Genomic DNA, 13,576 nt, shown 5'->3' with positions numbered 1-13,576 from the left:
GACCTTACAATTGAACTTTGTTCACATTCTTGGGATTGATATTCTTAAGCATTTCAGTCATACCACCCAAGGCACCAATGACACCGGTTGCTTCCACCGGCAGGAAAACCATTTTGCTGTTTTGAGCATTACCGATTGTTTTTAAGGCATCGACGTATTTTTCGGCGATAAAATAATTGATCGCATTAATATCCCCTTCGGCAATGGCCACAGAAACCATTTTAGTGGCATTCGCATCCGCCTGGGCTGTTCTTTCTCTGGCCTCCGCCGCGAGGAATGCTGCCTGTTTATCGGCTTCGGCTCTTAAAATCTGACCTTGCTTGTCCCCTTCCGCACGCAGGATTTCAGCCTGTCTGTCCCCCTCCGCGGCTAAAATCGCAGCCCGCTTTTCCCTTTCGGCTTTCATCTGGTTAGCCATGGCATCAATTAAGTTTTGCGGTGGACGGATATCTCTGATTTCAATGCGGGTCACTTTCACGCCCCAGGGATTGGTGGCGGCATCCACTACATGCATCAGACGATTATTAATTTCATCGCGCTGACTCAGCATGCCGTCCAATTCAAGTGAGCCCAGCACCGTACGGATATTGGTCATGGTCAGGTTACGAATGGCATGTTCAAGATTATCAACCTGGTAGGCCGATTTGGCGGGATCAACCACCTGAAAAAAACACACGGCATCAATCGTCACCATGGCGTTGTCAGAGGAAATGACTTCCTGAGGCGGAATATCCAATACCCGTTCCCTCATGTTCACTTTATAAGTGACCCTGTCAATAAAAGGAATGATTAAACCCAGGCCGGGCAGAAGCGTCTGAGTGTAACGTCCGAAACGCTCAACGGTCCACTCCTCGGACTGTGGGACCACTTTTACACCAGCTAGAACAAATGCGATGGCAAAGATTGCCAATAAACCCAAAGTAATCAATGATCCCACGTCATTCTCCCTTCTTTTTCAATTCCCTTGCTGTGAATTGAGGGTATTGTTATTTAAGCTTATAGCTTACCGCCAAGAAGATTGCAAAATCCAATTTTTTTATGCTATAGAAGTAGTTAATGAAACTTTTGACGGAAAACCATGCCTAACAAACAATTTGCTGAACGTCTTAATCGGGAGCTTGATGCGATAGGTGTTCCTCTGCGCAGTGACGAACGCATTGAGGTGTTTTCCAAGCTGATTAAAATTCCAAAATTTAAAGCCGAAGCCATGCTCAACGGCGTTACAGTCCCCGATGAAGCGCTGCTGAAACTATTGGCTGAAGAGTTGGAAGTCAATCCGGACTGGCTCATTGGAAAAAGCGAACAGAAACAAAAAAAAACGAAGGCCAGTTAATGGCTTGATGGTAATCCGCTCAGGCTTCCTACGCGTGAATCAAGCCTTGTTGCAAAGCCATGCCTTGCAACAATTCACTTGATTACATCAGGAGATTTGGTTGTTTCAATCATATCAAAACAACAGGTGGTTCATTTTAAATAAAATTTCTTAAGAGAATATTAAGAACGAGTGTGGGTTTATTTTTTGGCTTAATCCCTCTCCAGCAGGAGAGGAGTATTCAGAAAACGTCCCTTGACCTGGCCTTTCGGAAAAGAGAAGCAATTACCCATGAAAGCGATGATTGGCGCTTATTGGTTTGGCATTTTTCTCAATGAACTGAATCACTTTGGCCGCAATATTGACATGCGTTGCCTTTTCAATGCCTTCCAACCCGGGTGATGAATTGATTTCAAGCACTAAAGGGCCATGGTTTGAACGAATCAAATCCACGCCCGCTACCTTTAAACCCATGGTTTTTGCTGCAGCCACGGCGATGGCGCGTTCCTGGGGTGATAATTTGACTTTAATGGCTTTACCGCCCTGATGCACGTTGGCACGAAACTCCCCTTCCTTCGCCTGACGCTTGATGGCCGCCACCACTTTATCGCCAATCACAAAACAGCGAATATCGGTACCACGCGACTCTTCAATGAATTCCTGAACCAGAATATTGGCCGACATTTCTTTAAAGGCATTAATGATGCTGACCGCGGATTGATGGCTATCGGCGAGAATCACGCCTTTACCCTGCGTGCCTTCCAGCAACTTGATCACCAGCGGCGCACCGCCTACCATGCGAATTAAATCTTCGGTGTCGTCAGGGGATTGGGCAAAACTGGTCAGCGGCATGGGGATCCCCTTACGCGCCAGCAATTGCAGGGATCGAAACTTGTCACGCGAGCGGGAAATGGCAATCGATTCATTGACCGTATACATGCCCATGGTTTCCATATGACGTAATACGGCTGTTCCATAATACGTGATGGATGCGCCAATGCGGGGAATGACAGCATCATAATGCGGCAACGGTTCGCCGCCGCGATAATGGACTTTAGGACAGGATGCAGCCACATTCATGTAGCAATAGAGTGGATTAATAATACTCACCTCATGACCCGCCTCCTCACCAGCGGCTTTAAGCCGCTGATGGGAATACAATTGGGGGTTAGTGGCCAATATTGCAATTTTCATAACGCGCTGTTCCCGAATCTGATTTTTTTATTCTATAAGCAGAGCCTAGCTCAAAACTTACCTTTATGCTTGGCCTATCCCGGGCACATCCATTTTAATCCTGTATGAGTCATTAACCGACCAATAACTGGTAATCCTTGGCCAGTGTCAATGCCTGATGCGGTGTAGTAAAGAAAGCGCTTAACTCCCCATCGGGATTGAACAACATGACAGTGCCGCTATGTTGTACATCGTAATTTTGCGCATCCTGACCCGTCGGCATGGCCACTTTGGCATAGGCAATACCCATTTCACGTGTCATTTTTTTAATTGCTTTGCTCTCGCCCCGCGCGCCATAGAAATGCGGATCGAAGGATTTTACATAACCCGCCAGCTTTTGCAGATCATCGCGCTCAGGATCAATTGAAATCATGACCACTCGGGGTAAGGGATTAACCCCTTTTTCCTCCAGGGAACGGTACATTTTTGCCAGTTCCGCCATGGTGGTCGGGCAGAGATAACCGCAACTGGTAAAACCAAAGAATACAAGAGTCCACTGGCCTTTGAGGCTTTGATTATTAAAGGGTTGATTATCGATGCCCGTTAAGGCGAACTCATTCACGCCGCGCGGCGTTTCAAGCAGCGTCCCATGAAATTGGGAGGCATCGATTTTTTTGCCTTTATGCAGATGCTGTGAAACAAAAAAGCCGGTGACCAGTGCAACAAAAGCCAGTAATAAAATCACTGTCAGATTAATTCGATTTTTCTGAGCGGTCATGTTTCCCCCTAAAGATAATGGTCAATCAATAAAAAACAAAACAAAAGCATTAAATACACAATTGAAAAGCGGAACGTGCGCATGGCGATAACGCCTTGCTCGGTTCGATACAGACGAAGCGACCACTGAAGAAAACGAACCCCCAGCGCCAAAGCCGCTGCCAGATATAAAAATCCGCTCATGCCCACTGCAAAAGGAAGAATACTGACAACCAGCAATAGAATGGTATACAACAGCACATTTAATTTGGTGAACGCAATACCATGCGTTACCGGTAACATGGGAATTTCCGCATGTTGGTATTCTTCAAAGCGGTAAATCGCCAGAGCCCAGAAATGTGGAGGGGTCCAGGTGAAGATAATCAGCACCAGCAACAGGGCTTGAGGATCAAGCTGGTTGGTCACTGCCGTCCATCCCAGTAACGGCGGCGCTGCACCGGCTAAACCGCCGATGACAATGTTCTGCGGTGTTGCCCGCTTTAAATAGCCGGTGTAAATGCCCGCATATCCGATGAGGGTAATAAACGTTAACACCGCCGTCAGCGTGTTGACCCATAACCACAATAAAACCAGCCCGCTGACGCCTAACACGGCAGCAAAATAAATGGCTTGAGCAACCGACACCCGGCCGTGGGCAACCGGTCTTTTTTTAGTCCGTGCCATAATGGCGTCAATGCGTTTATCCACCAGATGATTAATCGCTGCCGCACTGCCGGCACAAAGCCCTATGCCTGCCAGAGACACCAGTACCGTCGAAAGCGGAATCCACCCGGGTGCGGCCAGGTACATCCCCACCACCACCGTCAGCAGCATCAGGGCGACGACACGCGGCTTGCACAGTTCAAGGTAATCGCGCCAGTCTACCGGTGTTGCCAGTTCATGCTTAGCCTGCATTGCGTTGTTTCCTCATCGTCAGATAAAACATCATGAAGACTGTTGCCATTAACAAAGCAGCAACCCCATTGTGTAAAACAGCCACGCCAAGCGGCAGGAGGTAAAGGACATTCAGTATGCCTAACGTGAACTGGACAGCAACGAGCACCAGGGCGGCAATGGCCAGTAACCTCAACGTTTGGTCAGGAACCCTGGCCAGCATCATTGCACACATCCCAACCACGTAAGCGGCGGTTACCAATGCCCAGAGTCGATGTATGGTTTGAATGGTCGCTCGCACCTCGTTATCAAGCACACCGCCCTGATAATTCGCCCCAACCGGTGAAAACAGATTAAATCCCTGAGTAAAATGCAGCGCAGGCCACCATTGGCCATTGCATTGCGGGAAGCCGATGCAGGCAATACCGGCATAATTGGAGCTGACCCAGCCGCCCAGGGCAATTTGAATCAATACGATAATCAACCCGAGACCCACAGCAAACCGCCATTGAGGCAGTGCGGGGGATGCGGTGTGAACGGATTGGAGGCAAAGGCAGCTTAAGCAGGAAAAAATAATGATCCCGCCAAGGAGATGGGCCATCACCACCACCGGCAAGAGTTTCATCGTCACCGTCCACATGCCCAGTGCGGCCTGAAAAAAGACCAGTCCGATCAAAGCCGCTGGCAACACCCAGGGCGTTGCTTCTTTTTTAAAGCGGGATACCATCGCGCGGCATCCTAAAAATACAATCAATAAACCCAACGTGCCCGCCGCATAACGATGTGCCATCTCTGTCCAGGCCTTACGCGATTCAATGGGGCTATCGGGATAGGATTGCTGGGCCGCGGTTAATGCGGGTTTCGCGCTCGGCAGGACCAGATGCCCGTAGCATCCCGGCCAGTCGGGACACCCCAGTCCGGCATCCGTCAGACGCGTGTAAGCCCCGAGCATGACCACAAACAAGGCTAAGGCAACCGCCAGGACGGCGGCATAACGGGTGGTTTTTGTCTGCATGCTAACTACTCTTTTTTTCAACGGTGGTCAGTAACTGTTTTAAATCGTGGAATATGTCTTCTGATTTGGCTGTTAACCCGTAAGACAGGATCAGGTAACTATTAGGATCCGCGATGAATACCCGGTCTTCGCCAGTCAATCGCTCAATCACCTGACGCTGGGCCTGATTAAGACGCAGGACATGGATATCCTGCTCGTGCAGGGCATTCTGCAAAGCCGCAGGCAAGGCCGGATCGCTGTCATTGATAACCAGCCATTGCTCCACCTCATAAAGCCGCCGTCCCAAGGCAAGGCGCACGCGCGCAAGCCTCTCGATCTGCTGGCTGCACCCCGAGTCACAGGCGCCCGGATGCCAGAGCAGCAGATGCCACTTGTCCTTGTTATTGATGGCACTGAACGACACGGCGGGTTTAAGCAGCTCCCCTTTATTGGTCTGGGCGCCCAACCACTGGGGGTGTTTAAAAAACAGGTAAGCAATGGGCGCCGGCGCTGCAAACATCAGCGCGAGTAGAATTAAAGCCAGTTTCTGATTTTTAGTTTTTTTCATGGGTTTTCTTAAGATTCAGTACGATATAAATTACCAATACCGCGAGGGCCATGGCAAACCACTGTACCGCATAGCCATAATGACGTTGCGGAGACAGAGTCACCACCGGCCATTCACGAACGTACCCGTTCGCAGCATTTTTATTGAGGCGAATGATAAACGGATAGACTGATTTATGCAAAACTTGGCTGACTAAATTTGCATCAATTTTTTCAATGACATAATATTTGTCTTTTTTTTGCTCAATAGCCTCACCCAATACCCATTGCTTGGTCGACGGATAATAAACACGGCCGGTAATGACTGAACGCTGTCGCGGCGTTGTCACTTCCGGCAACTGGTTACGATCAAGGTTGCCTTTAATCCACCCTCTGTCAACTAAAACAAGCTGGCCATTTTCAAGCAGTAAGGGGTTGAAAACATGGTAGCCAAACGCGTGGTCATAAAATTGATTATCCAGTAAAAACACCGTGGGAACAAACCTGCCCCGTACGCGAATACGCTGATACTGAGCGGGAGGCGAGCTGTCAGGCTGCCAGTCAGCGACCGGTTTTTTGGCGCTTTGGGCTTCAAGCTCAAGCGTTTTCTCTTTTTCATGAGCCCGGATAATTTGCCAATACCCAAGACCCGAAAGCAATGCGATCACAATCACCGTCAGCAGGGTCATGCTCCATTTGGGGGCGAATCGATAATTACCAGTGAATAAATGAGTCATAATTAATAAATGGATGTGGGTTAATCTTGTCGCGCTGTGAATCAAAATGAGAGTATACCCCCCGATGTTCAACTTGTGATATTTTAATTGAAAGTTTTTTAAGGATTGTTCCATGACTAAAGTTGTTATCATTCTTGCCATGCTCATTATCCTGATTTCTCTGGGCAGCGGCCTTTTTTTCTTAATCCGGGATGAGGGGAAAACCACGCGCACCGTCAAAGCCCTGAGCTGGCGTATCGGCCTGTCGCTTGCGCTTTTTATCTTTCTTATCGTGGCATTCAGCCAGGGCTGGATACAGCCTCACTCCGTTTAGCGAGCATCGCATGCTTCGGCAGGCCGCGAATGATTTTGCACGGCACGGGGCGGTTTGCCTGCGGCAATTGCTCAATGCGCGGCAGATTGACCAGTTGCGGCGGGGCATTGAGCTCAATTTGGCCGCGTTAAGCCCACGCGCTAAAGTAGCCAGCCGTCCGGACGATCCCGGCTTTTTCATTGAAGATTTCTGCACCTGGCAGCAAAATGCTTTTTACCGGCAGATTATTTTTGATTCTCCTCTGGGTCAAGTCGCCGCCCAATTGATGAATAGCCGTCAGGTCAGGCTTTATCATGATCACCTGCTCGTCAAGGAGCCTCACACCCGTCAACCGACGCCCTGGCATCAGGATCAACCCTACTACAATGTCAGCGGCCATCAGAATGTCAGCTTCTGGATTCCAGTGGATCCGGTCAGCCGTGCCTCGACCCTGGAATTTGTCGCCGGCTCTCATCGCGGACCCTGGCTGATGCCGCGAACGTTCATGGATAATCAGGCCAGATGGTTCCCGGAAGGATCGCTCGAAGAATTACCTGATATTGACGCAGCGCGCGAGAATTTCCCTATTCTGGGCTGGGCTGTTGAGCCCGGCGATGTCGTGTGTTTCCATATGCTGACCCTGCATGCGGCGGCCGGCGTAGACGACACCCGAAGACGGGTTTTTTCGCTCCGCTTTCTTGGCGATGACATGGTGTATGCCCCGCGAAGCTGGGCCACCTCGCCGGACTTTCCCGGTCTCAATGACGAATTAGCCGCCGGCTCACCACTTAACCATGCCCTCTTTCCTCTCGTCTGGCAGGATAAAGAAACTATTCCCAACACAGACATCCGTCCGCTATAGTTTAAAGTTCCACGTGATGACAAGGACAATTATGTACACGCTTTATTCATTTGCCACACCCAATGGTTTTAAACCCACCATTCTACTCGAGGAATTGCAGGTTCCTTATGAAATCAAGCTGGTGAATATTCGCGAAGGCGATCAATTCAAGCCCGACTTTCTAGCGATTTCCCCCAACAACAAAATTCCCGCCCTGCATGACAGCGACAATGATTTTCATTTGTTTGAAAGCGTCGCCATTCTTGAATACCTGGCGGAAAAGCACGGTCAATTTTTACCCGAGGCCTTAAAGCCCAAATTTAATGTGCTGCAATGGTGTTATTTTCAGGTGGGCAGCGTAGGCCCCATGTTCGGTCAATATGGCCATTTTACCGTTTATGCTCCTGAGCAGGTTCCTTATGCAAAAAAACGCTACAGCGATGAAGTATTGCGCCTCATGGCAGTCATGGACAAGCAGCTCATGCAACAGGATTTCATCGCCGGTAAGGACTACACCATTGCCGACATGGCCATCTGGCCCTGGATTTATTGTTATGAGGTCTTTTACAAAACACCCCTCGATGGCAAGCAGTTTCCTCATCTCGCGAACTGGTATCACTCCTTAAGCAAGCGCCCTGCTATCGAAGCGGCACTCGCTGCCTATGAATAGCCCTGGTACACCAGCAAGCCGCTTTGTGAAAGCCCTCTGCCGCACAGAGGGCTTGTCTTCTGCGATTACAGAGTATTGTCGGCCAGTTGCTTCAGGTAATGCACAGCCTTGGACAGAATAGCCTTTTGTTTTTCGTGGGGCATTTTTTCCCAATTCATGTAGGCGTAATGAAGCCGGGTGTTTTTTTGTAATTTTTGACGATGAGTATGGAGGAAATTCCAGTAAAGCGAATTAAACGGACACGCGGCCTGCCCTATTGTGTCATTGGGATCGTAAGCACAGGATTGACAAAAATTGCTCATTCGCTGGATGTATTTGCCGCTGGCTGCATACGGTTTACTGGCCATTATACCGCCATCGGCAAACAGGGCCATACCGAGAGTATTCGGCAACTCCACCCATTCATACGCATCGGCATAAACGGCCAGATACCACGCACAGACATCCTCCGGGTTAAGCCCGGCCAACAAGGCAAAATTACCCGTCACCATCAGCCGCTGAATATGATGCGAATAGGCGTATTCCCGCGTGTGGGATACCACTTCGCTGAGGCAATGCATCCGGGTTGGCCCTCCCCAGTAAAATGACGGCAAAGGCCTTTGGGCCTCAAGGTAATTGAGCTTCGCATAATCCGGCATGTGTAACCAATAAACCCCACGGACAAATTCTCGCCAGCCCAATACCTGCCGGATAAAGCCCTCCGCCGTATTTAAAGCCACTTTTTTATCCAGGTAGGCCTTCTCAACCCACTGGCAAAGTTCAAGAGGCAATAACAGCCCGGCATTAAGATAGCCCGATAATTTCGAATGATAAAGCATTGCCTCGCCGGTCATCATGGCGTCCTGATAAGGACCAAAAGCAGGCAGGTAGTGGTCAATGAAATAACATGCTTCGTTTAAAGCCTGTGCTCGGGTGACCGCCATGTTAAAGGTGTCCAGCGTACCAAAATGATGTTGAAAGCGATTATTGACCAAATTTAAAACGGTCCGGGTTATATCATCTTTTTCGTGGATTAGCCGTTGAGGAAGATCAGGCGGCTGTTTTAGACGCTTGCGATTATCAACATCATAGTTCCATTGCCCGCCTTCAGGCTGATTATCCGCCCCCATTAATAATTGATACCGTTTTCGCATGTCGCGATAAAAATACTCCATCCGTAATTGTTTTCTTCCCTGAGCCCAGGATTTAAATTCCTGGATTGAACATAGAAAACGGTTATCCCTGAACACGTTGACTGGCAGAGGCAGCTCTTTTTTCCAGGAGGAAAATTTTTGCCAGACACGCCATTCGCCTGGACGGGTTAAAACGAGACGGGCCGCCTTTTCCTCAACGACAGCCCGTTTTAACTCGTCGTCAAAGTTTCCCGTATTCACCGGATCATCCAATTGGATATAACGTACCCTGTAGCCATCGGCCTTCAATTCTTCAGCAAAATGGCGCATGGCTGAAAAGAGGAACGCGATTTTTTGAGGATGATGCCTGACGTAAGTGGCTTCTTCCATCACTTCACAGAGAAAAACAACATCGTTCTGCTTATCAAGGCCCTGCAGAGCGTGCAGTGAACGCGTTAATTGATCCCCTAAAACAAAACACAATGTTGACATGCAGAAATCCGGATTAAATTTTCATTTTCGCACGCACGGAACCTAAACCGCCGTCGACGCCGAGAACCTGACCTGTTATCCAGTTGTTCTGGGGATCCATTAAAAAAAGAATGGCTCGGGCGATGTCATCCGGTCTTCCCACTCGTCCGAGAGGGTGCATGGCTTTTGACGCGTTCAATGCGAGCTCATTGTTCAATAAACCAGCCGTTAGAGGGGAGGCAACCAGGCCTGGAGCCACCACATTGAAGCGGAGATTCGTGTTGGCATACGTGGCAGCAGCCGAGCGAGCCAGACCAATCAGTGCGGATTTCGCCGCCGCAATGGCTTCATGGTTTGCCAGCCCAATCGTGGCCGCAGCAGAGGAAATCAGCACCACCGAGCCGCCCTGTTTCATGGTCAAGCCTGCCGCCCGTACGGTCGCAAAGGCCGTCGTCAACGACGCATTTATGACGGACTGGTATTGTTCCTGACTGGTCATATGAGCCGCTTTAAGCAACAATGAACCGCTGCAATTCACCACCCCCTGAATATCACCAGCCTGTCTGAACACGTCTTCCACGGCTTTAAAATCAGCCGCATCAAGAATGGCGTCGGGTTTTATTTTGCTTTCATCACGGGCGGTAGTAAAAACAGTATCTCCCTGTGCCAGCAAAGCCTGGGTTACCGCCTGACCAATCGCACTGCTTGCTGCAATCACCAAATAATGAGCCATTTTTTTTTCCTTACACTTAAACAGGATTGAGGCCAACTTCAATCTAATGATAATGTGTGAGATTGAACCTTAATACAATAGCCAGGTCGCACCATTCATCGTGACAAAAAAAGCCATTGGAATCATTTTACATGGGGCGCTTTATTACCTGAGCTGGGTGGCCTGTGTTTATTTTGCTCATAGGGAAGCCCCCTGGACGGGTCCCCTTCTCACTCTATTGTTGCTGTTGATTCAAGCGCTCTGGGAGAAAGTGAATGGCGTTAACCTCACCCGTCAGCTTCTCTTCACGCTGAGCTTTGGGGTGCTGGGTGCTGTTGTCGACAGCCTGTGGCTATGGTCAGGCCTCATCGTCTACAAAGCCAATCCATGGGCCCCTTACTTGGCCGCCCCCTGGATTATCGCCCTTTGGTTGAGCTTTGGCTTTTATCTGATTGTTGCCTATGAAAAGCTATTCGCCTATTACAAAACGTTCGGTTTCCTCGCTCTGACCGGCGTGCCCATTGCCTATTGGCTCGGAGTAAAAATCGGCGCGGCCTTGCCCCTTCACCCTTGTTTTTACATCATCCTGGGTTGTTTTTGGGCCATAGCCTTACCGTTTTTCCTTTGGATCTACAATGTCCGAATACAGCCCGCGCCTCAATGGTAGTTGTCCTGGGATTTGCCTCGGAATAGATAATAGGCATACAACGTATAAGCCAGAAGCACGGGCAGCATGATACAGACCCCAACCAGAATAAAGCTCAAGGTCGAATCGGGGGCTGCGGCTTCCCAGAGTGTGACCTGATGAGGGATTAAGTAGGGGTAAACGCTTAAGGCAATGCCCGCGTAAGCACAGAAAAAAATAACAATACTGTACAGGAATGGATTTCTTTCATGACCTGCGGCTAAATTTTTCCAGGCCAGGACAATGGCGACAAGGGTTATTAATGGCAATGGACTTAGTAAAATGACATTGGGAAAGCTATACCAGCGATTAAAAATTTCAGTGTTGTGGAGCGGCGTCCAGATGCTGACAAACAATAAAAACAGGCTGACGATGACCAACAGGCCCTTGGCATAATGGTTCATGTTTTTTTGCAGGGAGCCGCTGCTTTTGATAATCATCCACGTTGCGCCCAAAAGGGCATAGCCGCTGACCAAAGCAATCCCCGTCAACAGACTGAAGGGGGTGAGCCAATCCGCATCATTGATGGTCATTTGCGCTTCATTGATGGGAAAGCCCTGCACGAAGCAGCCGAGCACGACCCCTTGAAAAAAGGCCGCGGCCAAAGAACTGATTGAAAACAACCAGTTCCATAACGGCTTTGATCGCTCCGCTTTAAAACGAAACTCGAAACTGACTCCTCGAAAAATGAGGGCAATCAGCATCAGCATCAGGGGCATGTATAAGATAGGGAGCAACAGGCCATACACCTGCGGGAAGCCGCCATAAAGAATGGCGCCGCCAAAAACCAGCCAGGTTTCATTGCCATCCCAGACAGGAGCAATGGAATTCATCATCTGATCCCGCTCGCTTTCATTGGCAGTAAAGGGAAATAAAATGCCGACCCCTAAATCAAAACCGTCCAGAATAACGTACATGATCACAATAAAAGCAAGCAGGAAGGCGAAAGTTAAAGGCAGCATTAGTTATCCTCCCGTGATAAATCAGTCATGTACTGGAAGGCATGATGTTCTGTTTTATCCTCTTCGGCCTCTTCGGGGCCACGACTTATTAATTTCAGGAGATAATACAGATAGAAACCGAACACAATGCCATAGGCGATGACTAATAACACGAATGAAATAATCACTTCCTCCAATCCAATAGCCGAGACGGCATTGGAGGTACGCAATAGCCCATAAACCACCCAGGGCTGACGGCCTAATTCAGCAGTTAACCAACCCGAGACGCTGGCTACAAAACCCAAAGGAGCTAAACCTAAACTCAGGTAATGGAACCACCGGCTGGTGTAAAGCGTCTTTCTGACACGCAGATAGAGGCCAACAACAGCGGTAAACAGCATGAGAAGGCCGATGCCCACCATGATGCGGAATGAAAAAAACACAGGGACAACCCGCGGTTGATCCTGTGGAGAGACCGTGTTAAGGCCCGTCATTTGCCCATCCCAATCATGGGTATTGATGAAGCTTGCCAGCTTGGGAATGGTAATGGCATAGTCATTTCGTTGCTTTTCCTGTGATGGCAGGGCAAACACCACCAGCGGGGCACCCTTTTGAGTCTCCCAAAGCCCCTCCATCGCCGCCGTTTTAATGGGTTGATGCTCGTGTATCTTTAATCCAACCCAATCACCCACGGCAATTTGCAGGGGGACGAGGATTAATGCCGACCACAACGCAAACGAAAGGCATTTTTTCGCAACCGCAACGGCTTTGTTTTTTAACAGGTAATAACCGGATACGGCAATAATCACAAACGAGGTTGTCACATAAGAGGCCAGCATCATGTGAATGAAACGAGGAATAAAGGAGGGATTAAACACAACAGCCGACCAGCTTGCAACGATGTATTTACCATCCATAAGCTCATAGCCGCTAGGCGTCTGCATCCAGGAGTTGGCCGATAAAATCCAGAAAGCGGAGACGGTTGTTCCCAAAGCGACCAGGATGGTCGCAGTAAAATGCAACCAGGGAGGAACCCGTTGCCAGCCAAACAGCATGATGCCTAAAAATCCTGCTTCAAGGAAAAAGGCCGTCAGCGTCTCGTAGGCAAACAGTGCACCGAGAACATTGCCGAATTCACGAATAAACGGGCCAAAATTGGTGCCTATCTGATAAGCAAGCACGATTCCTGAGACAACGCCCATACCAAAAGTGAGCGCAAAAATTTTAGTCCATAATTTACAAATTTTCAGGTAATCGCTATTCCCTGTCTTAAGCCACAGGCCTTCCATGATAATCAGGAATACCGCCAACCCGAGGTTCAATGTCGGAAATAGAATATGAAAACCGATGCTAAATCCAAATTGGATTCGCGACAGAAGTTCTACATCCATGGTCTATAGGCCCCATGATTCGTTATAAATGTATCTTAACACGAAAAAA

Annotated in this window: 16 protein-coding genes; 5 read left to right on the top strand and 11 right to left on the bottom strand. The window is 49.0% G+C overall.

Translation table 11 applies throughout. The annotated features are described in order from the left end of the window. Positions 1-4: 4 nt before the first annotated feature. Positions 5-937, bottom strand: a complete 933-nt coding sequence (locus tag Lrub_RS10015; RefSeq protein WP_058531968.1) for an SPFH domain-containing protein — start codon at positions 935-937, stop codon at positions 5-7. A gap of 141 nt (positions 938-1,078) precedes the next feature. Here Lrub_RS10015 and Lrub_RS10010 point away from each other — a divergent pair, with 141 nt between their 5' ends. Continuing rightward, positions 1,079-1,333, top strand: a complete 255-nt coding sequence (locus Lrub_RS10010) for a hypothetical protein (protein ID WP_058531967.1) — start codon at positions 1,079-1,081, stop codon at positions 1,331-1,333. 264 nt (positions 1,334-1,597) lie between these two features. Here the strand turns inward: Lrub_RS10010 and rimK are convergent, their stop codons facing one another. The 6 genes from rimK to Lrub_RS09980 all read right to left on the bottom strand — a co-directional run bounded on the left by rimK (position 1,598) and on the right by Lrub_RS09980 (position 6,412). Continuing rightward, on the bottom strand, positions 1,598-2,506 hold the full coding sequence (gene rimK, locus Lrub_RS10005; RefSeq protein WP_058531966.1) for a 30S ribosomal protein S6--L-glutamate ligase: 909 nt from the start codon (positions 2,504-2,506) through the stop codon (positions 1,598-1,600). 112 nt (positions 2,507-2,618) lie between these two features. Beyond that, positions 2,619-3,263, bottom strand: a complete 645-nt coding sequence (locus Lrub_RS10000; protein WP_058531965.1) for an SCO family protein — start codon at positions 3,261-3,263, stop codon at positions 2,619-2,621. A gap of 8 nt (positions 3,264-3,271) precedes the next feature. After that, positions 3,272-4,156: a heme o synthase gene (gene cyoE, locus Lrub_RS09995; protein ID WP_058531964.1), complete on the bottom strand. Its 885-nt coding sequence runs from the start codon at positions 4,154-4,156 to the stop codon at positions 3,272-3,274. After that, positions 4,146-5,150 (bottom strand): COX15/CtaA family protein, encoded by a 1,005-nt coding sequence (locus Lrub_RS09990; protein ID WP_058531963.1) that lies wholly within the window; start codon positions 5,148-5,150, stop codon positions 4,146-4,148. The genes cyoE and Lrub_RS09990 overlap by 11 nt, the downstream gene beginning before the upstream one ends. A gap of 1 nt (position 5,151) precedes the next feature. Next, positions 5,152-5,697 carry a hypothetical protein gene (locus tag Lrub_RS09985; RefSeq protein WP_058531962.1) on the bottom strand — a complete coding sequence of 182 codons (546 nt, stop codon included), beginning with the start codon at positions 5,695-5,697 and terminating at the stop codon, positions 5,152-5,154. Beyond that, complete coding sequence (locus Lrub_RS09980; protein WP_065235764.1) at positions 5,684-6,412, bottom strand: SURF1 family protein; 729 nt, start codon at positions 6,410-6,412, stop codon at positions 5,684-5,686. The genes Lrub_RS09985 and Lrub_RS09980 overlap by 14 nt, the downstream gene beginning before the upstream one ends. Before the next feature lie 112 nt (positions 6,413-6,524). Between Lrub_RS09980 and Lrub_RS09975 the strand changes: the two genes are divergently transcribed. From Lrub_RS09975 to Lrub_RS09965, 3 genes are read left to right on the top strand one after another with little or no spacing between them, the layout of a single operon-like run. Further along, a complete protein-coding gene (locus Lrub_RS09975; protein WP_058531960.1) occupies positions 6,525-6,725 on the top strand; it encodes a twin transmembrane helix small protein in 201 nt (66 codons plus the stop codon). Positions 6,726-6,735: 10 nt separating this feature from the next. Further along, positions 6,736-7,566, top strand: coding sequence for a phytanoyl-CoA dioxygenase family protein (locus tag Lrub_RS09970; protein WP_058531959.1), 831 nt, complete (start codon positions 6,736-6,738; stop codon positions 7,564-7,566). Positions 7,567-7,597: 31 nt separating this feature from the next. Beyond that, entirely contained in the window at positions 7,598-8,215 is a 618-nt protein-coding gene (locus tag Lrub_RS09965) for a glutathione S-transferase N-terminal domain-containing protein (RefSeq protein ID WP_058531958.1), read from the top strand. 65 nt (positions 8,216-8,280) lie between these two features. On the opposite strand, the gene Lrub_RS09960 is transcribed toward Lrub_RS09965, so the two are convergent. Continuing rightward, positions 8,281-9,819, bottom strand: a complete 1,539-nt coding sequence (locus Lrub_RS09960) for a cryptochrome/photolyase family protein (RefSeq protein WP_058531957.1) — start codon at positions 9,817-9,819, stop codon at positions 8,281-8,283. Positions 9,820-9,832: 13 nt separating this feature from the next. Further along, on the bottom strand, positions 9,833-10,531 hold the full coding sequence (locus Lrub_RS09955) for an SDR family NAD(P)-dependent oxidoreductase (protein WP_058531956.1): 699 nt from the start codon (positions 10,529-10,531) through the stop codon (positions 9,833-9,835). A 100-nt stretch (positions 10,532-10,631) separates the two neighbouring features. Here Lrub_RS09955 and Lrub_RS09950 point away from each other — a divergent pair, with 100 nt between their 5' ends. Beyond that, the gene (locus tag Lrub_RS09950; protein ID WP_058531955.1) at positions 10,632-11,177 is read left to right on the top strand and encodes a DUF2878 family protein; all 546 of its coding nucleotides are present in this window, start codon (positions 10,632-10,634) and stop codon (positions 11,175-11,177) included. Here Lrub_RS09950 and cydB read toward each other — a convergent pair. Together cydB and Lrub_RS09940 are read right to left on the bottom strand one after the other, a co-directional pair. Further along, positions 11,168-12,157 (bottom strand): cytochrome d ubiquinol oxidase subunit II, encoded by a 990-nt coding sequence (gene cydB, locus Lrub_RS09945; protein WP_058531954.1) that lies wholly within the window; start codon positions 12,155-12,157, stop codon positions 11,168-11,170. The two genes, Lrub_RS09950 and cydB, sit on opposite strands and share 10 nt — an antisense overlap. Continuing rightward, the gene (locus tag Lrub_RS09940; protein ID WP_058531953.1) at positions 12,157-13,527 is read right to left on the bottom strand and encodes a cytochrome ubiquinol oxidase subunit I; all 1,371 of its coding nucleotides are present in this window, start codon (positions 13,525-13,527) and stop codon (positions 12,157-12,159) included. Before Lrub_RS09940 ends, cydB begins: the two co-directional genes overlap by 1 nt. Positions 13,528-13,576 lie beyond the last annotated feature (49 nt).

Origin of the sequence: Legionella rubrilucens (assembly GCF_001468125.1) — a bacterium.
Classification (GTDB): Bacteria; Pseudomonadota; Gammaproteobacteria; order Legionellales; family Legionellaceae; genus Legionella_C; species Legionella_C rubrilucens.
Note: the sequence above shows the minus strand (reverse complement) of the source record. Positions and strands in the feature narration are given on the sequence as shown.

Excerpts from the sequence above, each read along its gene's own strand:
- Lrub_RS10010 (WP_058531967.1), top strand. The coding sequence starts at position 1,079 with ATGCCTAACAAACAATTTGCTGAACGTCTTAATCGGGAGCTTGATGCG.
- rimK (WP_058531966.1), bottom strand. The coding sequence starts at position 2,506 with ATGAAAATTGCAATATTGGCCACTAACCCCCAATTGTATTCCCATCAG.
- Lrub_RS10000 (WP_058531965.1), bottom strand. The coding sequence starts at position 3,263 with ATGACCGCTCAGAAAAATCGAATTAATCTGACAGTGATTTTATTACTG.
- cyoE (WP_058531964.1), bottom strand. The coding sequence starts at position 4,156 with ATGCAGGCTAAGCATGAACTGGCAACACCGGTAGACTGGCGCGATTAC.
- Lrub_RS09990 (WP_058531963.1), bottom strand. The coding sequence starts at position 5,150 with ATGCAGACAAAAACCACCCGTTATGCCGCCGTCCTGGCGGTTGCCTTA.
- Lrub_RS09985 (WP_058531962.1), bottom strand. The coding sequence starts at position 5,697 with ATGAAAAAAACTAAAAATCAGAAACTGGCTTTAATTCTACTCGCGCTG.
- Lrub_RS09980 (WP_065235764.1), bottom strand. The coding sequence starts at position 6,412 with ATGACTCATTTATTCACTGGTAATTATCGATTCGCCCCCAAATGGAGC.
- Lrub_RS09975 (WP_058531960.1), top strand. The coding sequence starts at position 6,525 with ATGACTAAAGTTGTTATCATTCTTGCCATGCTCATTATCCTGATTTCT.
- Lrub_RS09970 (WP_058531959.1), top strand. The coding sequence starts at position 6,736 with ATGCTTCGGCAGGCCGCGAATGATTTTGCACGGCACGGGGCGGTTTGC.
- Lrub_RS09965 (WP_058531958.1), top strand. The coding sequence starts at position 7,598 with ATGTACACGCTTTATTCATTTGCCACACCCAATGGTTTTAAACCCACC.
- Lrub_RS09960 (WP_058531957.1), bottom strand. The coding sequence starts at position 9,819 with ATGTCAACATTGTGTTTTGTTTTAGGGGATCAATTAACGCGTTCACTG.
- Lrub_RS09955 (WP_058531956.1), bottom strand. The coding sequence starts at position 10,531 with ATGGCTCATTATTTGGTGATTGCAGCAAGCAGTGCGATTGGTCAGGCG.
- cydB (WP_058531954.1), bottom strand. The coding sequence starts at position 12,157 with ATGCTGCCTTTAACTTTCGCCTTCCTGCTTGCTTTTATTGTGATCATG.
- Lrub_RS09940 (WP_058531953.1), bottom strand. The coding sequence starts at position 13,527 with ATGGATGTAGAACTTCTGTCGCGAATCCAATTTGGATTTAGCATCGGT.